We start from the raw sequence: 25,842 nt of genomic DNA on the forward strand, positions 1-25,842 counted from the left end.
AATTTATTTTTTTTGTTGATTATCTTATATAAAATGTTCCTCCTACAATCATTTCTCCTATTCCTCCAATGTCTTGCCAGTTTACTTCATTATGTATTGTTAAAATACGCTCCTCATTACTCATCATGCCAGCTGTATTTTCAGTAATTATTTTAAAATGATTGTATATAGAATTATTTTCATCATTCATAATTGATAAAGTACCTGACTGTAAGTTTGTATGCGCCAATGGTAGATAATTATTCTGATTATTTGTTTGTAGTTCATGTATTTTTACCCAATTACCTTGTGAATTCATTTTGTATAAATGATACTTACCTTTATAACAAGTTTTTTCCCAATGAAGTACAATCGTTGATAATTCATTATTAGAATTTAAAGGCTCTGAATAATAATCTAAAACTGGAGAAATAGGGCTATAGTTCTCAACAACATTAGTAATAATCAATTTTGAAGCTTCTGAAGGGGCATAATCAACTACATTTACTAATTCCTTATCATTATAACGAATTCTTCTAGAAACTGTTAACCTGTAAAATAAAGGATCTCCAAATGGTATTTCGGACAAATCGGAGAAGTCGTCCTCAAAAATCCATTTACTTTCATCTAATAAATTTTCAACTTCTAAATCGAGAACCCTTACTAATTTCATCGTTCTTATTGATAAAGCGTCAGATGGATTATCTGCCCTATAAATTGAAACTTTAGCTATATTTTGAGCTTTAGGATAAGCATTAATTTGTAATTGTACCGATGGAGTAATTCCTAAAGTTCTGTTTTCTAAAACTGGAATTACTTTAATAATCTCAGGGGCAATTGGTGGAGCTGTGTTTACCAAACTTATTGGACCAAGTATTTCACTATAATCACTTGTTTTCAATTGATTATTAATTTCTCTTACGGCATAGAAATATTTTGCATTAGAAGCGCCATCTAATCCATAATCTGTAAATTGAGATTCATATTGCTGTCCTACTGGATCAACACGACACATCATAGGTGCCATATCAAAATTTGATCCAGGATCAAGTGTTGGTTTTATCAAATTACCGTTACGGTCTCTAATAACTTGTTTCTTTGGAATTGGTTTATAAGGAATTGGTTTTACAAAATTATATAAAACTGGAATTTCTGTTAATGGTACGAAACAATTTAATAATACATCTTTTAAAAAATCTTTAATCTTCAGTTCAGTATTTCTAACATCTCCATTAGGTAAAACTACTTCAGGAATAACAATCTCATTAAGATTTAAAATAGGAACAGAAATATGTCCCACTTGAGTTGGTAAATTATTGTAATACACATTATGGGCATCAATAAAAACATTTATACTCTCTATAAATGATGCCTTGTCTGGTAAAGGTAAAGTTCTATCTTCAAAAGTAGCAAAGTTTCCTGATGGATAATTGAAACTTAGTAAATCGTTCCATCTATCTACATAAAAATCTTCATCTCCATTTAGAAAAACATCCCTCATAACCTGTTGAACAGTGTTTAAAATAGGTTCTTCATTATCATCATATCCATATACGGCATTATCATAAATAGCAGATAAAAACTGTATATCACTTGCCCTGTTAAACTGTACGGAGTATGGTTTATGAATCTCTTCAGGTGTACCATATTTTGTATTGAAGGTATATGATGATTTCCCGAAATAATCTGGACGTGTAGCATACATACCTCCTGTTGGCTTCTGTGGTTGAATAGGTTCCATTACAGCATTAGCAAACATCAATGCTGGAACAGACATTTTGGAGAAGAAATTATCTGCATTATCATACTGAAACTCATTAGGAAAATCCCAACTTCTCAAGCCAAAAACAGTGTAACGTACCTCATCATCTCCTTGAGGTAAAACATTGTCTTCATTCAATCCTAAATTATCATCTTTATACAAATAGACTTTATAACCAGGATAATAATTAGTCATTTGGCTAATTGAATTAACTTCATCATCCATCAACTTCCATTTATATTCATCTAAATCATTTAAATCGCTTGGAAAAGTTAAATCCTCAATATAAAGGACTAAGTCATTAGTTGTTGAACCAATATTTTCTGTTCTAATTACTTTAAATTCCTTTCTTGGTTCATTTACATCACTTAATGTATGTAACCTAACTACCCCATTATACCACTCAACCGAATTAGTACCTAGATTACTTTCTAAATGATATTGTGAATGTTGCGGCAGTTTAAATCCTGGAAAAGTAATTTTATATAACCCTAAATGTTTGAGAATAAAATCATCATTTGCGCCTGTATCATATTCACCATCTCCGTCTTCATCAACTTTTTCTAAAACTTTTTCTATTGTTGCATTTTGATAAATTCCTCTAAACTTTTGCACATGAGTTTCAGTATTACAATCAATGTTTTTAATTATAACTTCATCTTCTCTATGTACTAAAGTATGATCAATATTCACACTAAACCCTGAATTATTTGGCTGCCCCCAAATAGAAGGATTTTGCATATTTTCTACGATTATAAACAAGCTACCAACTTCAGGAACTAAAATTTCAGTTTCTGGGTTCGATACAGTACTTAAATTCAAAATTGCCCCACTTGCATCAGCTTTAAAAACTATAAACTTTGGGTAAGTTTCTGTATTATCTACTTCATGAATAATGTATTCAACATTATCAACTAGCATTACACTACCTATATAATTACTTTCTGTTCCATTTGGTATAATAGGAATTAAAGTTTCATTATATGTAGGTGGTACCGTTTGAGGAATAACACTATCATCAATACCTGAACTATATATTGGATATGGTGCTGTATCAACTTCAATTAATAAAGGATTACTATTACTCACAACAAAACTTACTTTACCAGAAACACTATTTGGCACTTGATTTCTAAAGAAAATTTGTATTTTCTCAGCAAATAATTCTTTACCATTATCTGTTTCATAATAATTAGGAATAGTTTCTCCATTTATTTTCTGATGATAATCAATCAATTCCTGAGCATGATTGTATTCAAAAGTTAAACGAACTAAAGTTTTATCCTGATTGGGATTTTCACTTAATAAAGACTGTTCACCAGATGTAGTTAGTAGCAACGGAAGTTCTTTTTGAATTAGAGTTGCTGTTACATTTGTTGGTGGCAATAATTCATTTTTTGGAGAAATAATAGTTTCTACTGTGTGAACAAGATTACTTGGTGTAGCTCTACTAAACCAGTTAATTCCATAAGAAGAATAATCTAAAAAACCACTTTCTCTTACAGCATGAGTAAATAAAGGTTTGCCCTGTTCAGGTATTACTAACTCAACTGTTTCATTAGTTAATTCTATAGCAATGCCACTAGTATCGATATTAAAATATTGTGGATTATAAGATAGCTCAGGTTTGATCCAATTTATTTCTCCTGCCTTTCTATACTCTAATCCCGCAAAAACAGGATCTGTAGTTTCACAAGCTACAAATTCATTACTTATATAATAAAATGGTGCATCAGCTAATTCATCAATAGCATATTCAGGGAAAAGAGAGTAATATTTAGTCTTTCCATCAGGAGAATACCCATCTTGTGTGACTAAATTAATTGATTCAGAATCCGTAAATTCTTCTCCTCCTTCTTCTACATCAGAATCATCATAGCCATTATTAAAAAATATACCCTGAATAGGTTCTTTTAAATCAATTGGAATAGGTAGACGTTGATCATTCAACGATGTAGGTAAAGAACAATACAAATGTTGTACTTGTCTAGCTCCCAAACCATCATTCAAATCACCAAAAGTAGTATATTCAGAAAGATAAACATATTCACCATCAAACACCAATGGGTTTAAATCTAATGTTCCTAATCCTAACATTCTTGCAACATGGTAATCCAAAGAGCCTAACTTTAAAACTTCAAGAAAAGGAATTTCAATTCCTGAATTTTCTGTAGATTGTTCTGGAATGTAAGGATCATATTCAGGTTCGTCACTATCAGGGTAAGTTTGACTACATGCCTCAACATCTGCATAATTTTCAAAAGGGAATATTTCCACAGCTGTAGGATTATTAAATGCATCACTCAACTCAATATACTTTTCAACAGAAGTATGAATTCGCTCAAGTTCTGGAATACTATTCGAATTCCAACGTGTGTGATAATTTGAAACATTAACAAATGCCTGATCATTATATCTTAGCCAATTTACCAGACAATTTGCTTGAGGCTCTAATCGTTGGTACGCTACATTAGTTTCTTTGGTTAAAGCGTACTTCCCAAGAAAATTCCATTTATTTTGCTTTTTTATGTTAATAATAATATCTGAATAGAATTCAAATGATAATAACTCAATATGTGAACCAGTACTACTAAATCGAATACTTCTGATATTTTCCGAGAGTAATGACTTATCATTTAGTTCATCAGCAGCATATTTTTTTCTTAATGAGGCTGATTTTGGAGAAGTAATTTTATTTTCCGACACGGAAAGCAATTCTGTTTTAACAGAATTTGTACTATTTAAAATTTGAAATTTTGGAGAAATTTTAAAGCTTAGTTCAGTTTTAGTTTCAACTTCAATAATACCATCACCATAATTTTTAATAAAAATTAAAGGTTCTGTAGCAGGATTAATATTTGCTCTAATAAGATTATATTTACTAATATCCTTAAAATGAACATGGAAAATTTTTCCGTTAACTTCGTAAATCCAATTTCTTTGACTACCAATTTCATTAACTTGTAAAGGAATATTGTTGAAATCTAAAATAGTTTGATATGAAACATATTTAGATCTGTAAATTTTTACAAAATCATCACTTTTATTAAAATTATACGTTGTAGTAGCATAATTAGCTTTTGGTAAATGGTTAGATAATACATCTCGTAATGCCCAACGCAAATGAATCCCTTTTGTACTATCATCTCCCAATGAACCAGCAGATTGCAGATATAAATACCCGGATTGAATAGAAGAATAATCTGTTAAATCAAAAACATTCTCACAATTACAGTTACCTAATTGTGATAAATATTCTAAAATAAACTCAACAGCACTCAATGCTTCAAAATAAAACACATCTATTTCTTTTCCTTCTTTGTAATCAATAAAAGCTATAATTGCATCAATTTGAAATTCTAAATTCTTATCAAGATTAAGATGAGGGTAACTAATATCTATTTGATTAAAAATTTCTAAAAATTTCTTGAAGCATTCTTTAAATACAATTAAATTTTTAGCAAAATCAGGGTTTTTAATTTTAACTGCTTCAATACAACTAGTAAAAACTTCAAGTAATTTATTATATTCAGCACATATTTTTTCGTCTTTGATACACTGTGGGTCAAATGTTGAACAAATGTCTTCAGTCACAGAATTAAGATTATCTACGTTTAAATTACTCGTACCTAAAGAATAATTACTATTTATAATTGAATAATTAATTGTGGATTCTTTAATAAAAAATCCTTTTGGATCAATGCTTAATGGCGCTACATCAAATGTCTTACAACTATTAATATCTAGATCTAATTTCCCAATGCACACCATATTACTCTCACCCTGAAGCATTCCAAAATTCAATAATAAAGTATCATCATTAGTAACCTGTTTTATTATGCCCCAAGCTGGTTGTGTTAAGGGATATTCAAATCTTTTAGTCCATATTACATCAAAATTATTATCAATTTTAGTTATAATACTTTCTGTTCTAGTATAACTTTCTAAATAAATAAAATCTCTGTTAGATTTAAATTGAGGAGAATTTTGACTTGATAATATTATCTTTGCTAAATTATTATTAGGATATAGAGTTGAGTGTTTTATAAAAACTGGAAATTGATTTTCTAAAAGACCAGAGATTACATATTCTTGATTAATAAACTTAACATTCTTCAATAAAATATCAGATTCAAATATATTTAATGGAGATAAATTAAAATCTAGTTCTAATAAAACTCCCTTATCTATAAGTTGTGTGCTACTAGATTTAAAACCACCATATATTGACAACTTATTAGCATAAGATGTTATTTCACCAAAATAAAATTCACCATCAGAAGAATTTATATTTTTTTGGCTAATAATTGATCCTGTAGCACCTATTTTATAAATTGTCGTTTCATTAATTCCAGTTTGATCCTGAATTGTATTTAACATTAAAAAATAGATCTCATTACCTACATTTATGAGCTTCTGGTTTTGATACCAATCCTCATTTAATGTTCCTTGTTGAAATCTTTTTTCCCAAATAAAATCTCCGTTACTATTTATTCTAATCAAAGCGGAATTAGTCGAAAGGCTATCAACTGCAAGAACTAGAAAATCACTATTTGAACAAGAAATTATATTTATAAATTGAAAACAACCATTAATATTACTATATTTTTTTTCCCAGATTACCTCGCCTTCTAAACCTGTTTTAGTAATAATTCCGTATTGGTTACCATTGAAACCAATACTATAAATTGCTTGACCTATCCTTTTAGAATTAATATAGGTATTGTTTTCAGATTTTGTATATTTTTTTAAAAATGACATACTTTTCTAATTAATTATTTAATAAATCAACGGGTAATATAACTTCAGTCATAACTGGGTAATTGAGTACAACATCATCTCCTGGTAAAACATCTCTGTAGACCTTATATTTAAATTTCAAGCTAATGTTTTCAATAATATTTTTTACAGAATTCATAATTATAGCTTGTGAATTGTCTTTAGAAAATAAAACTAAGTAGGAATCATTAACGTTACCATCTGTTATAATCTGAATAGTATCTTTTACAACTTCTTGTCTAAACTTAGGATTATTAAATGGTTCAGGATTTCTAACTATTAAAGCTATAATTGCATCCGTATTGCTGTCCTTAATAACATTGACCTCTGTTGAAACAGCTTCATTTAAAGGTTTCAAACCTAAAATACCCTCAAATACTCTATCAAAAGGATGTTGATAATCATTTGTTAAAGTTTCAATTATTTCTGGTGTAAATCCAGTCAATGCCTGTTGATTTGTTATATTATTCCAATTCCAAATAGTGGTATAACTGGCGTCAATTTCAGCTTGAGTAAATGGTTTTTCTAAATTGAAAATAGCATCTCTCTGTACCAAATTGTCTTCAAATTCTCTTTCTAAGAAATAACTTTCAATTTGCTCTTTAAAGTCTTTGTAACGTGAGGTTTTAAAAACAAATTTATGAACTTCTCGAGTTTCATCAATAGCGGCTACTGTATCGAAATTACCATTATGATTTACATCAAACAAATTATTTACAATAGCTGTATACAACTTATTTGGTTTTAAATGCTTCGGAAATATAGTAACATATTCCGAGGCTGGTTTAGTAATAATAACTTCCCCCATACAGTTTGGTGCATCCATTAAGTTAAAATAATGGTCAATAGCAAATGGAACTTGAGGATTTTCCTCAGGATTCCATACTTCTTCAGTCTGCGGAATGTGCGTATATTCATTATCATTAGGATTATAATCGAGATATGGAGGATTAACAATTGAAATATCCTCTACTGGATCTTTAATCACAATTTTAAGTCTTCCTGCTAGACTATTATCGCTAGAAGGTGCATTTTTATAAGACTCCCATTTATGGAAAAAATGAGTAGCATACGCTTTGCTAAAGAACAACTGAATTTGTGTGGTACTAGCAATTTGTCCGTTTATCATTGATACCTGGTCATCATAAAACAAAGGTTTAGCACTCAATAAATTACCATCAGCATTCGGATAAGATCGATTATAATCAATATATTGTTTCAATGTAGTTAGCGGATATTTATCAGGGTGTGCAATGACTCTCACTTCTTCTGAAGTGCTTGGATCTAAAATTAAATCTCCAGTAACAGCATCTCTTAATTTACCTAACGTATCTTCAAAAATAAATCCGTTAGAATTACTAATATACAAACTACCATCTTCATTATCTAAACCACTATTGCTTACAATATAATAACTATTGTCATCTTTCAATAATCGATCTCCGTTTTTCAATTTAAGATCTCCATAAGTTGATTTATCATGAGTATGGAAATATCCAACAGGACCACCTGTACTAAATCCAAAAGTGTATGGATAAGATTGAATAGTACTGCCATTATCCACATTATCTTTCAAAACAAAATGTACGTAATAACTGGTATCTGGTCTCCATATAGGTTGAATATATTTTGTTATTCCATCAATTGCCGCTTGCGCATCTTCTGCAATAGCTTCTTGTGAAGGTATATTAATATTGTATTCATAATCTTCAACTGACATCCAACAAACTTGATGAATCATTGTGAATTCTTTTGGGGTACATTCACAAATACAATTACCAATCTCATTCAAATAATTAAGTATAGACTGAACCGCACTCCATGCTAATGTGTAATTTTGGATATCTTTTTTACTTAAAAACTGATTAATTAATTCTAATTCATAGTAAAGATACTCAGTTAGATTATAATTAGGATCAAATGCCGCTATAAGATTCTGAATCTCTCTATAACATAACGAAACTGTTTCAAAATTCGACCCTGTAATAATTTGCGGGTCAATCAAACAACTTTCATAAATGGTGGAAATCTGTTGATAAAGTTGACAAACTTTAGGATCCTCTTCACCACATCCTTCTTCTTTACAATATTGTTTTATTTCAGAAGTGATTATTTCAGAATTTGAAGATTGCTCTTTCAATCCTAATTCGTAAGTTTCTTGTTTTGCATCAAATTTTATAATCCCTAATTCATTATTAATTAAACCAGAAATACTCAGCACATTGGTTAAACAGCTTTGTAAATGAGAATTAGTGTGAACAACCAGTGACCCTTCATTTTGATTAAAACAATTTAAAGTAATAGCATTACTTGCTCTATTAAATGTAAAATTCCTAATTCCGTTTGTTCCGCTATTTAAATGTATTTCTTTACTCCAAATTACATTAAAATCAAAACTCATTTTATGCAAAATACCATTATAATCGTTATTCTGAAGAAAATAAAAACCTTCATTATTTAGCTCGATAGAAGAGTTATGATTTGAAGTTGAAGGAAATTGATAAGTGGTATAAACTCCTTCTTCATTAATTAATAGCGCAAAAATACCATCTTGTTTACTGTCATAACCTGATAGTAAATATGAACCATCATCCATAATTTTAATATCATGTATAGTAGTGTATCGCTTATCAATTTTTAAAGAAGAAATAATTTTTAAAGTGATATCCAATTTTATAATAACACCAACAGAATCATTGTAATCACCTTCAATATACCTTCCTGCTACAACAAGACCTTCTTTATCTTCACAAATAGCATTAATAATAAATTCTTCTTTTTCAATTACCAGTAGAGTTCCTTTGATTAAAGTTCCAGATGAATCAACAACAGCCACGAATGGTTCTTTTTTAGTATCAATTTGGTTTCTATCTGAAAGGGTTAAATAAAACTGAAACTCCTTTTTTGATGGTGTAATATGTACAAATATATCTTCATCTTTCCATTCAATATGTTTAAACCATATAACTTTACCATCTTCAGGATTAAAACTTAATAAATAATGGTCTTTTCCTGTTGTGGCATAAACAATATACTGAAACTGATTTTCCTCTGATTTTTCAATTTGAATGATACGCTTGAAAATTAGTTTTTCATTCATATTCTCCAGAAGTTGATATTTTCTTTCCCAAATCAAAGTACCATCAGTAGCGATTTTACTAATTAATCCTTTTTGTTCAGTTGTACCTATTGAATAGATAAAGTTGGAATCTTTTTCAATAAACTCTTTTGAGTAATAATAATTTAATGCATCTTTCTTAGAATATCTATTAATAAATGATGATGAATTTCCATTATCACTTGCTCCACAAATCAATTGATTCAATTCTTGTTCTAATAATACAGTCGAAAGAATATCACCATCAATGGCACCAATAGAAATCAAATTATTATCATTTTCAATAGTAGCAATTTGATCATTAATTAATGCTATTTGTTGACTAATACTACTATCAAAAATAGGTTCAACTACAATGCGGGTAATTGGTCTCCAGTTTTCATGAATAGGTAGCCAATCTCCAATAGCATTAGTGGTGTAATTATATTTTATTTCTTCGTTTAATGAGTTTCCAAATAAAACCATTTCATAAGGCTCATTTACATTTGAAGCATTTGGATTTGGATTTCCATAGACCACATTAAACATTACATCATTTTGAGGACTTTGTATAATAGAATAGAATTTTACTTTTACCCCATTACTATAATTACTCAATTTTAATCCTGTCATTATAGTGGGTTGAGGCAATAAAATTTCCAAGCCATTCCAATTATTGAAAGCTAAAGATTTAGGCACATTAAAAACGTTTGCCTCTTCAGTTATATAGGCAAAATCTTCATCTGGATTTGGTGTAATCAATTGAAAAGATACATCATTTGAGAAAAGAGGTGTATTAACATCCCCACAATAATACTTGGCATTCAATGGTTTTTGCAAAAATTTAGCACACTTATGCTCTTTATGTTCTGCTTCACAAAACAAGGTAGAAGCATTTACACCATATTGTTCAGGTACATACCAACCTGGCTCTCCTTGCTCAGTATATGAAAATGGAGTTGTTGCTAATATTCGAACGGCATTATATATCCCATCTGTTTTTTGGAATTGCCCAACTTTCAGATTGGCAATACTAGGCTCATTAGGATATAACGCCTCATAAGGATGATAGCTTTCCCATATATTTTTAGTTTCATTCCAAAATTTTATCTCTAAATGATCAATAGTATATTGATGTTTAACTTGTCGAATACTTCTTCCATTAATAGTACTTACAGGTGGAATCAAATCCACATAATTTGCTGGTGCATTATTGATACCTCCTATTAACTTTCTTACAGAATTGTTAGGATCTTGAGCGTTACCTGGTAATAAACCTTTTTGTGATTTTATATCAATATAAGTGTCCAGTGGGATAACATGATTTAATATTTTTCCATTTTCAAAATTTTCAGGAGTTCTTTCATTTAAAGGCACTTGATTATCATCAGGACGAGAGCTTAAATAACAAAGTGAAAAAGATTCATTTGTTAACATGTTAATACCTTCTACAATTTCATCTAAAACTGCTATCTGAGCTTCTGTTAATGAATTAAGATTATCAAAACCTCCTAAGAATGGATTAATTGGAGTTCTATCCACATTTTTATTAAAATTCCAAACAACTTCAAGGTTGCCACTGAATTTAAACAAAGTTATGCGCTTACCAAATATCTTAATACCAACCTTAACTCTAAAATAGAATTTACCATAGATCAAGAATGGTTTTGGTGCTTCTACACCAAACAATATTCCTATTTCTAAGTTTAATGTCACGAATAGAACTCTCACACGAGCACTAACTCCTGCCATTAAATAAGCCCCCATTTGAGGTCTTTCAAAACTAATTTTACCACCTACTTCAATAAAAGCATGTGCTTGCACTTTAATGACACCATAATTTCTATCAAAATTAAATTCACCACGAGCGCCTGCTTCAATACCTTTTGCCGATAGCATTACATAACTCTTAATAGTAAGTAATGTTAATATTCTAGCGGTAATTGGATTAACATTAGTACCAATATTTACATACCAAGGCTTCTGATTTTTAAAGAAGAAACCAGCCTGAACATCTGCATAAACCGTTAATATTTTTCCATTTCCAGGCAATTTATAATCAGCACCAAATCCAAATTCTAACGAGTTGTCTCCAACTGCTACAAAAGCAAAAAATGGAGGATCTTTAGTATCATCAAGTCCTAAACGAGCAGCAAGTATATTTGCTCTTCCGTCTATCATAAATAGAGAGGGTATAGAAAATAAAGCCATTGCTTTTATACTAAAAGTATATCCATCATCAGCAGATGTTCCTAAAGTAGCCCCTGCACCCAAAGAAACAAGAGTATTGTAGTTTACAGTCTTATCTGGTCCATTAAACTTCTGTACATTTATTCCTAATTTAGGAGCCTTATAGTATTCATACCAAGTATTATCTGATGTTAATCCAGGTACTGCTTGCTTCTCTGCAACATAACGATAACCTAATAATCCTCTAAAACCATAAATGGCGAATGAACCTAATGGAATAGGTACGGGCGGTTCTAACTCGCAATCAATTATAAATGCTGGATATTTTGGCATCAATTTAATATCTGCCTTTCCTGCTAAATTCACAGAAGGTATTTGCAACGTGATTCCGCCAGCATACTCTTTAGAAACTCCTGGTTCAGGAATAGTTACCCATCCATTAATTTGAGCTAGAGAACCTGAGTTAGCTGGTATAGTTAAATCTAAATATAAAGTTTGTATATGTAGATATGGATGCGGTTTATTTTCTAAATCATCAACACAATAGTAATACTTAACTCCGTCTCCTCTTACTTCTATTCCCAGTGGGTCGATACTAACACCACCATCAAAACCAAAATAGTTAAATTTACGCATTACTCCATTTACTTCTTTTTGGTGTGAACCATAGTGAATAGCAGAAACGGTAATCTCTACAGGCCCTAATGGTAAAACTATTGGATTTATAAGTTGTACGGAACCTCCTTTAAATTCTATAGACCCATCACTATAAATACACAATCGCTCTATCTCAATAGGGCCTAATTGCAAAGTCTCTTTTAAAAATCCTTCAAATTGTAGAGTTCCTGAGGTACCAATATAAAAGTCATCGTCTTCTTTACCTAATTCTACACTTTTCATTCGATAGGTGAAAACGTTAGGAAACTCTATAGGGTATGGTGGTTGTGCTGAGGCTGTTAAATTAAAATCACCATCATCACTTAAATGTCCATCAATATTTATACGAACAGTTGTGTTTGGAGGTATTTGACTTCCATCAGGGTATGTGGCTCCATTTGGATAAACAAATTTTTTAATTTCCAATGCCCCTTTGATGTTGGATGAAATAACTTTGTTTTGTTTGAAAGTGATGTCAAATTTTTGGAAACCAACTAAAAAGCCATTATCGCCACCTACATTTGCCCACATAGTGCCATTATCTGCTATAATGAAACTCGTTATGAAATTTCTAAATTCTTGTGAACTATTAAATTCTTTGATAATTCCTGAAGAAGATACTTCTAAAGGAAATTTAAAATTGTATAAACTTTTGTTTGTAAGCGAGTTTAGATAGCTTAATAATTCTATTTCATTATTTATTTCAATTACTTCTTCATTATTAGTTGTAACATTATTTTTTAATCCTTTTATGGGATAAACAAATTCAAACTTATCACTAAAAAAGTCTATGATTTGACCATCAGAAGGATTTTGTGTAGGTACAGCTTCTAAAGCAAAAGTACCCGAAACTCCTCCTGTACCAATTAACAAATTATATCCTCCTATTCTTAAAGTTGAACCGTTAGTATTTGTATCTGACTTAAACCATTTAGCTGGTAAAGTTACTGATAAGGCATCTGCATAAACACCTCTAAAATCAACAGGTCGACCATCGGCATCTGCTTCGGGAATGTTAACTTTATCGCTTAAATCTAACTTTAGTTTTTCTAATTGAAGTAATAATCCCGTTTTTCCAATTTCGCTAAAGGTTGGACGTAAATCCCCAACCAAATCCATTTTATAACCTACACCAGCTTCTGTATCTGCATATAAAAGTATTTTACCAAAATAAAAACGAGTTAATACATTGCTATTCTCTGGCTCACGCTCCCATATACCATTACCATCTGTATCTTGATAAGGATATAAAATATTTCTTGGAAACTCAATAGCTGCTGAAACAGTTAGTGTTGCTCTAACTTTTGGAACTAAAATATCTTTTATATAACTTTCTATGTCTGTTGGGATAAAAGCTCTAAAAAATACTTCTAACTTTTTCTTGGTTTCGTTTAAATCATTGTTTAACAAATATGCCCCAAACGCATATAAAGTGGCATATTTACCTGTATGCACATTAATTGCCTGAACTACATCGGTTAATTTTGAATCTTCATTTATGGTTAAGCCTAAAGCCTGAATAGTAAGATCGCTGTTATATTCTCCTAAATCAGTAACAAACTGCTCTAAAGCAAGTGTTTCTTCATCAATAGGTACCGTAAATGTATTAATAAACTGAGCCAGGGCTTGCTCCTCGGAAATATTAAGAATAATTAAACCTAATTCAAAAAATTCTTGTGGTGTAAACGAAAAATTGTTTAAATCAAAGCTACGCAAATAAGCTAATATTTTCCACTGATACTCTACGGTAACAGGGAAAGCTGAAATATTAAAATCAGTTGTTTGACTTTCATCCGGATTTAATACCAAACTAATGCCCGAACCAAACAACTCTATTGCCAGTTTATTAGATACTATACTCAAGCTATAAAAAGCTGCATCACCTTTAGGGCTTTTTTTGTACTGTAAATCTTTATAGTGAATTTTACTAAATAAACTTTCGATAGCTTGTTTTAAAAAACCAAGTGACTCAGGAAAATCATCTAAAGTAACCACCGAAGATAAAGTAGGATAATATCTTTTTATTACTGGCTGTGGTGCTGATGGTGTTGGCATAATGCTTTTTTATTATTTCTTAGTTATAACGTATTTTTTTGTTTAAAAAAACATATTCAGTATATGATCCATTTTTGTTTTGTTTTTTCATTCTTGCTTCAATTTTATCTTTATATAAATAGAATGTCACATCATTTATATCTGTACTCTTTAGTATTGCTCTTTTATCAAAAGGAAAAACTTCAAATAATTTTTTATTTAACTTTTCTTCATTTTTTATTTGAAAATAAATTATTTGATTATTGCAATCAAGATTGTCAAAATGTAATTTTAAATAAGGCTCATTATTGCTATCATATTCAATTTTATAATTTATATATTTAAAAGAGAAACTTATAGATTCAGAAACTGTTATCGTTTTACCTAATTCATCTACAAACAAAAAGTCTTTATCCGAAAGTTTTAATGTTACTTTTGGTTCTGTAAAATAAAATTTTCCTTCTGGTGTAATTATGTCATAAAACCTTTCAATTGGGTCTGGAGTATATTTTCTAAAAAATAAGTTTATATTATTTCTACATTTTTTCTCATCAGTATTTTTTAAATATATTTCATATCCAACAGTTGAAGAATATTGATTAGTTTTTGCATAAATTATTTTCGTTAATTCGGTTAAGGTTATATTATCATAATCAGAAATCAATAAATTTACTTTATACTTTTTTTCAATATCTTCAACATATTTTTTTATTTTATTTTCTGTATCGTCAGATATGTATCGATTTAAAAACTCAGCCATTGCTTGAGCTTCTGAAATATTTAATATCCATAATAAATTTTCATAAATTTCAAAATTGTTTGAAGGCTTGTAACTATTCAAATCAAAACTGGAATTATAAGCTTTAATTTTCCATTTTGATTCATGTTGAATACTCAAATTTTTGGATAATTTATCATCAGTACCATATTCTAGAAAAATGGCTGAATTACCAATTTCTATTTTTTTAGGTTGGTTTGTCCTTAATGAATAAATGTTTAAAGCAGCATCTTGATTGGGACTAACTTTAAAACTACCAAGTCTAAAAGGTGTTTTATTTGCAAAATCGATTAACCAAGTTTTAAGATTAGTCAATTCGCCAGGAAATTTACTTGGATCGTCAAAATGAATAGAGCTTTGAGAAAAGCATGTAGCGTTTACTAAGAAAAAAGCAACAATTAATTTTTTTCTTAATACTCCGAAAGCTCTATTTGATTTTTGATTATTCATATTTATTTCATTAATTCATTATTCTAACCTCAATTTTATTAACATATATGAAAATGTTAAGCATAATGCTTTTTTATTATTTCTTATTGTCTTGTATTTACATAAAAATACTTTTGATATAGAATGATACAAATTACATTCTAAGGGTATTTTTTGTTTAGGAATCTGCTACTTCATAGCAATGATAACAAGCTATAGCTTCTCTGACTTTTTAACTATTTTTTCTATGCGTTTGTCTAAATCTTTCATAAGTTCTTCAAGGGCACTTTCGTACATAGGTAAAATTTTGCTAGGTTCTAAAACGGGAATTCCGCCGACCATTACCCCTGTTTTTTTAGATTGCTCACTCTCGTTAATGACCCATACTTTTTTGCCTGTTTTGTCATAAAGAGCAATGCGAGCATACACTCTCATTTTTACAGTAGCGGTGCCACCTATACCAAAACCTTTGATTAACGAAAAGTGAATGCGAGTCATCATTACACCATCGGCTTGTTCTTTAAAAATGGTTGCCATGCCTTCTTCGTTAGATTTACCAAGTAAACCTTCGTATATCTCTTTATAACCTGGGTAGTTTAACAAACTAAAAGCCGTTTCGTTTTCTTTTTCACCCACTTTTGGTTCAAAATCTTTGTAGGCTTGGTTGTTAATAACTTCTTCTTCTGGCAACAGCGCAAAAGGAAATTTTTTAGCATAACTATCAAAAAAAGCAGTATGGTATTTTTCTAAGATAGGTGCCAAATTAAAATTAGGATCGTTTTTTAAATCTAAAATTTTATCCGCCACCATTTTTACACCATTAAGCCCTAAATCTGATACATCAACGGTTTTGTCTGTAGAAAAAGACACTACGGCTACTTTTTTTTCTTCTTTGTTTTGTGCTTGCATCAATGTTGTTGCACAAAGTACTGCTAAAATTAATTTTACTTTTTTCATTTTAAATTGGTTTAATCTGTTGTTTTAAATGTCATTATAAATGATAAACTTTCTTTACTTTTTAGTATTTTCTTTTATTATTCCTCAAATCATGAGGATTTGAAGAAATTAACCTTCTAAAAATTCTTTCCAGGATAATAAAATTTCTTTCCAATCTTCTAATGGAATTGTTATAGTATCACTTATTATTTCGTCCTCTGATAAAGTTATTGAATTTTGTGAAATTAGAGCATTAATATAAACACCTCCATCATCAGCACTGTAATCTAATACAGGAGGATTAGAACCATATAAAAAGGATTCAGCTTCTTGTATTTGACCATTTTGTACTAAATTTATTTCATCTATATATTCATCTATAGCTTCAACACTTTTATATATATATATATATCTCTCGATTAGCTCATTGCCTTTATAACTAATTTGCTTTCTACCATTTATATTTACAAATTTAATGTCATATTGATTTAATAATGTGTAATTCATAATTTTAAATTTTTTATTAATATTAAAGAAATAATTCTGGGGAATTACTTGGGAAGATATTATTTAATGCTGCTCCATTATTAGGATTTCCATCAAAAATTATCTTTATAGGATGTCCGCTAGTTGCAAGAATTTCATAATGATATTGACCACTATTTGAAATTCCAGTAGGGTTAGTATTAGCATTAATTTTACTCAAAACAAAAGCTTTTTCCTCATTTATACGTTGAATATTATAATTTTTGGGCCAGCAGGCGTTTTCCACACCTTTCGTTCTCTTTATTGGTCCACCTAATGAACCATCAGGTTTAAATCCTCCTTTCCATATACCATCTAATTGAGAAGGAGTTATATCAGTTATGTCACTCATGTTTCTTTGTATTTTACCTAATGTATAGCCTTCATCTGGATTCAATGGGTTTGTGTTTTTTGGTGGTGGATTTAACCATGAAACTTTTCCAGGGCCTGGAGGAGGATTTACATAATGAATTGACATATGAGCTCCCTTAATTTTTGCAGCTTTTGTAGCAGGGCCCACTCCTACCAATTCATGATGTCCAAATTGAGTATGTATTTGAATCCATTGGTTATTTTTTACACTTTTATAAGCTTTCAGAAAATCTATATTTTTTCGTTGTATTATTAAATGCGCTATTTCATCCCAAGAATCAATTAAACTTGGGTTTGTAGCTAAGTTTAAGTCATCTAAAACAGATGCAGGTGCATTTTCAAAATCAAACATAAAAGCAAATTTTTTATCATCATCAGCAAAATTACTTACTCTTGCATGAATATTTGGATGACTAATTTCTATTCTATCTAAAAAATCATCTAATAATCCATCTAAATCTGCAAGTTCATCTATTATTTGTCTATGTTGTAAAGGAACATCATTACCTAAACTTTGTGCTAATTCTCTAGAGGCATGTCTTAATGCTCTTTTTGCAAGTAAATCTCCAGATAAAGATAGCATTTCTAGGGCAAAGAGCCAATTATCAATACGTTTACATTTTAAATATGCTTGATATTCAGGAGAGCTAGGGTTTGGCGGATTATTAGTATTATAATACATTGTACAACTTGAAGTTGCAAAATCATGGAAGAAACTTGCAGCCCCAAAAAAAGCTTCAGATGCTGAAATAAGACCCGATAATGCCTTTCCAAAAGCTACTTTTTCAGCGGCATTTAAAGTTCCAATTCTTGTAACTAATGAAAGACTTCTTAAATGTCGTAAATTTGAAATTACACCGCCAATTCCCCAAAAAGTTAACGCAACATTAATTGCTGTACCTATTGTTTCTTTTGCGTCACTTCTATCGCCTACGTCGTCAACATACATTAAGTAAAAAATAGGCAAACAGTTTTTAATATAATCATTTGGATTTGTTGCTCCATTTGGCATATTTAAAACAGGCATTCGTATTATTGTACCACTTGGATTTACGCCTTTTAAAGAAATAGGTTGAAATATATCATAAACTCCATAAGGTTGAAGTCCATAATTTGTTACATCTTCTCTTGCAATAATTTTATTTTTAAAAAATTCAAATTTAAAATTATCAATATACCAAAGGAATTTTTTTTCAGATTCATAATTAATTATCATTGGAGATGCTTCATAATCAGGAACTGGTAATAATATATTAGGATCCTCATGTTGCCACCTACAATGATAAGGGGTGTATGTAAAATTATTTAATGCTAGTGCTGCTAAAATTGGATTTTCATGATAAGGGTTAAATTTACTATTATACCATAAATTATATACAGCTTTAACAAACTGCCCTTTAGCTCCACGACCATTATCGCCAAGTAAAATATCATCATCTAAACCATCATACAATATTTCATAATATGTTTGTACGTCTTCAAACTAAATTGGACTTTTGCTAAGAGAGTATTTAGTTAATAATTCAAAGATAAAAGATTTTTTTGATTTGTTGTTAATTTTGATTTTTGGTACTCATTTCTTCGGTTTATAATTGCCATTTTCTTTAATCGTTCACGTTCTTTTAAAATCAGTTCACCTCTTCCAAAATAGACATCTGCAGGAGTTAAGTTGTTTAATGATTCATGATAGCGTTCATTATTGTAACGATAAACAAACTTTTCTAAAGCAGCTTCTAATTCTTCTGGAGCGAAGTAATTGTCTAGTTTTACTACGTTTTTCATGGTTCTGTGATAGCGTTCAATTTTTCCTTGTGTTTGCGGATGATTGGGTCTGCCGTGAACCTGGTCCATTTGATAATTATCCTTTAAATACGATTTTAATTCGCTTGCAATGTAGCACGAACCGTTGTCTGACAAGAGTTTTGGTTTTTGTTTAGTTACCAATTTTGCTTTTTTAATAGCAACATCAACGGTCCTTTTTACATCATCTGCTTTCATATTCGAGCAAAGCTCCCAATGCACGATATATCGGCTGTAATCATCCAAAACTGTACTCAGATAATACCAACCCCAGCCCAAGATTTTAAAATAGGTAAAATCAGTTTGCCACATTTGATGTACGAAGCCTGTTTTGTCTGTAAATTCATCACCAGCACTTAAAAAAATATGAGCTGGAGCTGTGATTAATCCTCTTGCTTTTAAAATTCGATAAACACTGGATTCTGATAGGAATATTTGCTGTTCATCGGTCATTTTATAGGCTAATTCTCGTGAAGATAAATCAGGATAATCTAAAGCTAGTTTTACAACCAAATTCTTCTGTTCTTGTGGAATACTGTTCCATTGTCTGTTAGTTGTTCGTTTAGTTGGAATTAAACCTTCAATTCCATTTTCGCTGTAAGCATGATACCAATTGTAAAACGTACTCTTGTTGATTCCAATCTCCCGAAGTGTTCGATTAACACCAATTTCAGAACGAGTAACCATGTGAATGATTTCTTGCTTTTCAGATACTGTAAGTCGCATATATTTCTTGAACTTTTCAGTTAATCCAGCATGTCCAAGCTTTTTTTTACAATATCGTAGCGTAAAACCAAATCTGCAATCATGACTTTTAATGCTTGGTTTTCTTTCTTGAGTTCTGCTACTTCATCACTCGTGGCTTCTCTTGTTACATCACCTGATAAACGCTTTTTACCCGCTTCTAAAAACTCTTTATTCCATTTGTAAAACTGAGATTCATGAATGGAATACTTACGACATAATTCTGCAACCGACATTTCTGCTCGTAATGCTTCCATAACAATTTGAATTTTTTGTTCGGAACTAAAGATTCTTCGTGTATTTCTACGAATCTCTTTAATGAAATTTTCTGCTGTTTTTTTCTTAGGTGTTTTCATACTATTTCAAAGTTAATAATTTTTGAAAACACTCTCTTAGTTTTGAACTAAATCAGTCCACTTTTTGCTGACGATTTACAAAAATATGAATTTAAATCTAAAAAATTAAAATCAATCCACAAGCTAAAGGTTAAAACAACTAATAATCCAAAAACACCACAAAACAATAAAAAAATAAACTTGTAAGCCTTGTCCAATAAATAATAAAAAAAATAATTCAAACTTAAAAATGCTAATATTTTATATATTAAATACCATTTTTCGAAACTAATTTTTAAAATAATAGTCCCTAAAAACTCATATAAACTAGCAATTAGAACTGTTAAAATAAAAGGATAGATTTCTTTTAATCCAGTTAAGTTCTTTTTAATAATTTGGAAGAAAATGAAAGGTAGAGTACCGTATAAAATCGTAAAAATCAACAAAATTTTCATAAAAAAAGTAGGCAATTTTTATACCTACTTTGCAAATTTAATTATTTATTCATTAGACTCGTCTCAATTGGACAAATTGGTGGGCAAACCGCCAAGTCATCATAAATAATTCCATCATCTAATATTTCTTTTCCATCTGCATCAACACCAATCAAAACTAAACTAATTCTTTGCTTTTCTTCATCATAACCATTATAAATTCTAAGTCCTACACAACCATCTTGCTTCATAATGTCTTCTATATTTTTTGAACCTATAAACGAAGAATTAATTTCCCCATTATATTTTGTATCAAATGCAATAACTAGTTTTTTTGCATGCTCTAATGTTATAATACCACCTGTATTCTCATCTAATTTCATATTAAATATTTTAAAGTTATATGGTCAAAATTAAAGACATTGAAAGAGTTGTAAAATGTGTGTTTTTACTACATTTTATAAGTATTTATACTTAATTCAGAGGATTAAAACACGTTAAACAAAAAAATTTTACAAGAAAATACATCAAAACGTGTAATACAGATAGTATTTATACGTAATTTAACTTTTGGTTTAAATAAAAAAATTGTAGAAAATCAAAATTTGAGAATAAAAACAACTTTGATTTCTAAAAACACAAACAATAATTAAACTAAAATTTAAGTAAAAACACGTATTGTAAAATCACTTAGTTAAGCATAATTTTATTAAAATTAAAACACAAGAACTATGCTTAACTTACTTCAAAATTTATACACCGAAGAACACAGCTTTAAAGAGGCAGCACATGATTTCACGACAAAAGATGGTGACATCTTAGGTTCAGACAAAATTAGTGGATTAGAAATCAGATTATCTCATATCATTATTAAAGATAATAAAACAGCTAAAATTTTTCCATTCCCGGGATTAGCGAAAATTTATTTTCTAACACTAGTAGTATCAGATGTGGAAAATCAAATCATTAATTTAGAACTAAAAGGTTTTGAAAAAGTAGATGATGGTGATGCTTTGTCAATTGATAAAACAATTTTCTACTGGAAGCAGACGAAAAAAGAAAAAGTTCCATCGCAAGTCCATGTAATGACATCAATTATAAAATCGAAACAAAGCTTGAGAGATGTAGCTAAAATAATGGAAAACATAAAAAACGATAGCGATTACAAAGACTTGGCGGGTAAACTAGCAGAGTTCATTAAAGATGCCAATCAATTCTCAAATATTACAAATTTAATTGGTACTGTTTCTTCAATAGTTGGAAAACATCTCGGCAAGGTTGAAGACAAACCATTTTTAACATGGTATCAAAGTTTTACCGATATTGATGGGGATTGGGACAAATTAGGTAAAACTTACAAACACGCTGAAAACAGATATGCCGCGATGGACTTATCGATTACGATTAGAGATAAAGGAAGAGAAAAAGAATAATGTTCAATCAAAAAAACAATCAGATATTTTGAAGACTGAGAACAAAATAATTACCCATAATGTCATGCATTCAGTTTCACAAATCACAACAGTATAAGGCTACGAAAAAAAAGTATTAAGGAATTAAAGTAGTTAAAATTTATAAAAATACAACTATCATCCATTTCTAAAACCTCATAAACACAAACCAAATGATTAACGTTTCTGAATTAACTATTCAAACATAATCAATTTAGAAAAAAATGAGGCTTTGCATTTTAATAAATCTTTAAATAATTTAGTATGAACAATTATGATTTTTTCCGAACAAAACATTATTCAATAGCTAATATAATTTCAAATGATTTTATTTATTCAGATGATTTAATATCATTGATTAAAGATTCTGAGTTAAAAGAATTTATTATAAATAAATACAACCTGAATAAAAGTATTAAAATCGAAATTGAGAAAATCGATATAATATTTGAACAAATTAAGCTTTATACAAATCATTTTGAATTAATTAGATTAAATGTAAAAGAGAATGATGCTAAAACATTGATAGAATTTAATAAAGAAAAAAATAAAAATGATTATTACTTTTTGATTGGTGAAGGCGCAGACGAAGATGGTTTGGTTCACGAAAATATAAAAGCTGCTGCAATTTATGATTCTTTGAATTTATTTTATAAAAATAGAAGTCTGTCGCAATACGTAAAATCTCTAAACAAAGAGGGAAAAAAGAATAGACTTTTAGATGATCTGAATAGATCATGGGAAAATTATTTTGAAAACAACCCTAATGACATTAAAACAAAAAAATTTAGACTTCTCAAAAACAATGAAAATTATTACCTAAAAAGTATAAATACTGATTTTTACAAAGAATATGGTATTTCCGAATCTTTCGTTTTTACTGCTCTTGAATTATTTAAGATAAAAACTAATAAACCTGAAACTAAGTTTATTATCTCTTCAATTTATTTATCAGAATCAAAAATAGATTTAATTATAACTTTAGATAAGAAAATACCATTAGAAAATTTTGGCTTTATAAAACCATCAATATCCATTAGAAATGAAGATCAAGGAAATACTTCTTTGGGTGTTTATAACACTTTAGAATTCATTTCAAATAGTTCAAATAATAACAAAATATATCTTTATCCTAAAAAAGATGATGATAAAATAAGATACACTAAAATTGCTAATCATACAATCAACAAAGATAATTTAGCAAATCTATTTTCTTCAATTTCAGATTTATTTGAGCATATTGATAATTTTAAAACAGACTATCATTTTTATAAAACTACTACTAATCACGATGAATTAAGACACAAAATTGCGGAACGAATTTTAAGTGGAAATAGTGTATTTAAAGATATAAAAGAGCTTAGAGATTTATTTTCTAAAGACAAATCTGGTCATATAGAAAACTTATCAGCTTTATTGAATATTTGTCAAAAAGCTGAACTATTAGATATGGATTTTGATTTGAAGTTTAAGCTACGCTATCTTATTTCAAATGTATTGTTATACAATAAAAATGATTTTTAAATACCTTAAAATATCAATTAAAAATAATTATGGATACTATCGAATTTCATAAATCAACAGCAAAAGAACTTCTAGCAATTAAGGATAGGGTAAGAAACTTGGTTAGTCATTGGGGTGAAGACGGTAGACATCAAGAAGCAGTGATAAAAACAATGATTCAAAGATTTTTACCTGAAAAATATAAAATTGGTAGTGGGTTTGTTGTCAGACAAACAAGATGTAGAGGAGATCACGAACCATCAAAACAGATTGATTTAATAATTTATGACACTTCATATCCTGTATTATTCAAAGATAATGATTTTGTGATTTTAACTGCTGATGCGGTTTTAGGAATAATTGAGGTTAAAGCAAACATAACAAATCAAGGGGTTAAAAATGTTATAAAAAAAGCAAATGAAAATGGAAAATTCATTTTTGATGCAAGAATTGACAAATCTAAAAAGCTATTTAATGGTATCTTTTCATATGAATCTAAAATAAATAATTTAGAAGCTATAGTTAATCATATTAAAAGTCCATTTGATGAATTAGAAAATAATAGAAATTTATATTGTGTTAATCATATTTCTTTTAATCAAAATTGGTTCTATAAATTTTGGAATCAAGAAGTTGAATTAGACAATTTGCCACATTATCTGTATGAAATAAATGAACTCTCATTTTCTTTTTTTATTTCGAATTTGATGGATTGGATTACTGATAGTTCAGTAAGTGAAAATAATTACTTATGGTTTCCAATTGACAAATCAGTAAGAATTAGAGAAAATTTTTAATATAAACACTTAGATAAAATGATAAAAGATGAATTTCTAGAAATAGTTAATGAAATTAAAGAAAATGATAAAGAGTTTCAAATAACTCCTCGTGAATTATTAAATTATTTTTGTTGCGAGAAAAGAACATCTGGTAATGTTTGGTTCATAAATAGATTCTTAGATGAAAATCAACTTGAAACTGAGCCAAACTATGTCAACGGATGGATAGATGGCACAATTATTTTAAAACATAAAAAAAAGGCAACAACAAAAAATGGTATAGACCCAATTCAAAGAATAAAACTATTACCTTCATCAAATAATGAACCTATTTCCATTACTAGAGAGGCTAAATTGAAAGAAGCTATAACACTAATGATGCTAAATAACTATTCACAATTACCCGTTATGAATGGAGTTAGAAACGTAATTGGTTATGTTAGCTGGGATACAATTGGCTGTGCTCTATCAAATGGAATTAATTCAGAAGATGTAAAAGAATATATAAAAACTGATATTACAATACTTAACTATGACACACCTATTCTTGAAGCTATTTCAGTTGTGATAGATAAAGAATTTGTATTAGTATCTAAAAATGACAAAACAATTACAGGTATTGTAACAATTGCAGATATTAGCAATCAATTTTTGTTAGTTACGGAACCTTTTTTACTTTTAGAACAAATCGAAAATCATATTAGACAATTACTTGATAAAAAGTTTTTGATAGAAGAATTAAAAACATTTTGTAAGAACAACGAAAAAGATATTGAATTTATTGATGATTTGTCATTTGGCGACTATATTTTCATTTTAAGTAACCCACAAAATTGGGATAAATTAAATTTAAAAATTGAAAGATCATATTTCATTAAGCATTTAGATAAAATTAGAGCCATTAGAAATGATGTAATGCATTTTGACCCTGAAGGTATAACAAGTGAGCAAAGAAATGATTTATACAAAATGGCTAAATTTTTAATGGAATTAAAAAAATATAATTGATAATTATTTTAAAATACTTCTATATCCAAATCTCTAATAGAGATAAAATTTAATGATTTTTATAGCATTTAATTTGGTATAATTTTAAAATGAAACCCATAAAAAATAGAACTTGCCAATATAAAATTAAAAGAAGCATCATATATTATTTTTCTTCGCTAATGAGCCTTATATTTCCTCCTAACAAATTCATACTACTCAAGGGCTACCAAGTAATTATGTTTACAACAATCTTCATTTTTATTATAAT

12 protein-coding genes are annotated in these 25,842 nt (G+C 29.2%); 4 read left to right on the forward strand and 8 right to left on the reverse strand.

What is annotated here, in order from left to right:
- Positions 1-19: 19 nt before the first annotated feature.
- From AAEO58_RS10950 to AAEO58_RS10985, 8 genes are all read right to left on the reverse strand, one after another.
- The gene (locus tag AAEO58_RS10950; RefSeq protein ID WP_341683417.1) at positions 20-6,502 is read right to left on the reverse strand and encodes a hypothetical protein; all 6,483 of its coding nucleotides are present in this window, start codon (positions 6,500-6,502) and stop codon (positions 20-22) included.
- A gap of 10 nt (positions 6,503-6,512) precedes the next feature.
- Complete coding sequence (locus tag AAEO58_RS10955; protein WP_341683418.1) at positions 6,513-14,327, reverse strand: hypothetical protein; 7,815 nt, start codon at positions 14,325-14,327, stop codon at positions 6,513-6,515.
- A 211-nt stretch (positions 14,328-14,538) separates the two neighbouring features.
- On the reverse strand, positions 14,539-15,726 hold the full coding sequence (locus AAEO58_RS10960) for a hypothetical protein (RefSeq protein ID WP_341683419.1): 1,188 nt from the start codon (positions 15,724-15,726) through the stop codon (positions 14,539-14,541).
- Between the two features lie 192 nt (positions 15,727-15,918).
- On the reverse strand, positions 15,919-16,662 hold the full coding sequence (locus AAEO58_RS10965) for a hypothetical protein (RefSeq protein WP_341683420.1): 744 nt from the start codon (positions 16,660-16,662) through the stop codon (positions 15,919-15,921).
- Positions 16,663-16,770: 108 nt separating this feature from the next.
- Complete coding sequence (locus AAEO58_RS10970; protein WP_341683421.1) at positions 16,771-17,148, reverse strand: hypothetical protein; 378 nt, start codon at positions 17,146-17,148, stop codon at positions 16,771-16,773.
- Between the two features lie 22 nt (positions 17,149-17,170).
- Entirely contained in the window at positions 17,171-18,991 is a 1,821-nt protein-coding gene (locus AAEO58_RS10975; protein ID WP_341683422.1) for a hypothetical protein, read from the reverse strand.
- A gap of 62 nt (positions 18,992-19,053) precedes the next feature.
- A protein-coding gene (locus AAEO58_RS10980; protein WP_423972061.1) for an IS3 family transposase occupies positions 19,054-20,438 on the reverse strand; the annotation gives its coding sequence in 2 pieces (ribosomal slippage) (positions 19,054-20,123 and positions 20,123-20,438; 1,386 coding nt in all).
- A gap of 475 nt (positions 20,439-20,913) precedes the next feature.
- The gene (locus AAEO58_RS10985; RefSeq protein WP_341683423.1) at positions 20,914-21,234 is read right to left on the reverse strand and encodes a hypothetical protein; all 321 of its coding nucleotides are present in this window, start codon (positions 21,232-21,234) and stop codon (positions 20,914-20,916) included.
- Positions 21,235-21,582: 348 nt separating this feature from the next.
- On the opposite strand from AAEO58_RS10985, the gene AAEO58_RS10990 reads away from it, so the two are divergent.
- The 4 genes from AAEO58_RS10990 (at position 21,583) to AAEO58_RS11005 (ending at position 25,592) form a co-directional block, all read left to right on the forward strand.
- On the forward strand, positions 21,583-22,284 hold the full coding sequence (locus tag AAEO58_RS10990; RefSeq protein ID WP_341683424.1) for a hypothetical protein: 702 nt from the start codon (positions 21,583-21,585) through the stop codon (positions 22,282-22,284).
- Positions 22,285-22,566: 282 nt separating this feature from the next.
- Positions 22,567-23,826, forward strand: coding sequence for a hypothetical protein (locus AAEO58_RS10995; RefSeq protein WP_341683425.1), 1,260 nt, complete (start codon positions 22,567-22,569; stop codon positions 23,824-23,826).
- A gap of 29 nt (positions 23,827-23,855) precedes the next feature.
- Entirely contained in the window at positions 23,856-24,602 is a 747-nt protein-coding gene (locus tag AAEO58_RS11000) for a DUF6602 domain-containing protein (RefSeq protein ID WP_341683426.1), read from the forward strand.
- An 18-nt stretch (positions 24,603-24,620) separates the two neighbouring features.
- Positions 24,621-25,592 carry a CBS domain-containing protein gene (locus AAEO58_RS11005; protein WP_341683427.1) on the forward strand — a complete coding sequence of 324 codons (972 nt, stop codon included), beginning with the start codon at positions 24,621-24,623 and terminating at the stop codon, positions 25,590-25,592.
- Positions 25,593-25,842 lie beyond the last annotated feature (250 nt).

The sequence above is a fragment of the Flavobacterium helocola genome, assembly GCF_038289885.1.
Classification (GTDB): Bacteria; Bacteroidota; Bacteroidia; order Flavobacteriales; family Flavobacteriaceae; genus Flavobacterium; species Flavobacterium cheniae.

What these genes read in the sequence shown, in the direction of transcription:
- AAEO58_RS10950 (WP_341683417.1), bottom strand. Translation starts at nt 6,502, where the DNA reads ATGTCATTTTTAAAAAAATATACAAAATCTGAAAACAATACCTATATT.
- AAEO58_RS10960 (WP_341683419.1), bottom strand. Translation starts at nt 15,726, where the DNA reads ATGAATAATCAAAAATCAAATAGAGCTTTCGGAGTATTAAGAAAAAAA.
- AAEO58_RS10965 (WP_341683420.1), bottom strand. Translation starts at nt 16,662, where the DNA reads ATGAAAAAAGTAAAATTAATTTTAGCAGTACTTTGTGCAACAACATTG.
- AAEO58_RS10970 (WP_341683421.1), bottom strand. Translation starts at nt 17,148, where the DNA reads ATGAATTACACATTATTAAATCAATATGACATTAAATTTGTAAATATA.
- AAEO58_RS10985 (WP_341683423.1), bottom strand. Translation starts at nt 21,234, where the DNA reads ATGAAATTAGATGAGAATACAGGTGGTATTATAACATTAGAGCATGCA.
- AAEO58_RS10990 (WP_341683424.1), top strand. Translation starts at nt 21,583, where the DNA reads ATGCTTAACTTACTTCAAAATTTATACACCGAAGAACACAGCTTTAAA.
- AAEO58_RS10995 (WP_341683425.1), top strand. Translation starts at nt 22,567, where the DNA reads ATGAACAATTATGATTTTTTCCGAACAAAACATTATTCAATAGCTAAT.
- AAEO58_RS11000 (WP_341683426.1), top strand. Translation starts at nt 23,856, where the DNA reads ATGGATACTATCGAATTTCATAAATCAACAGCAAAAGAACTTCTAGCA.
- AAEO58_RS11005 (WP_341683427.1), top strand. Translation starts at nt 24,621, where the DNA reads ATGATAAAAGATGAATTTCTAGAAATAGTTAATGAAATTAAAGAAAAT.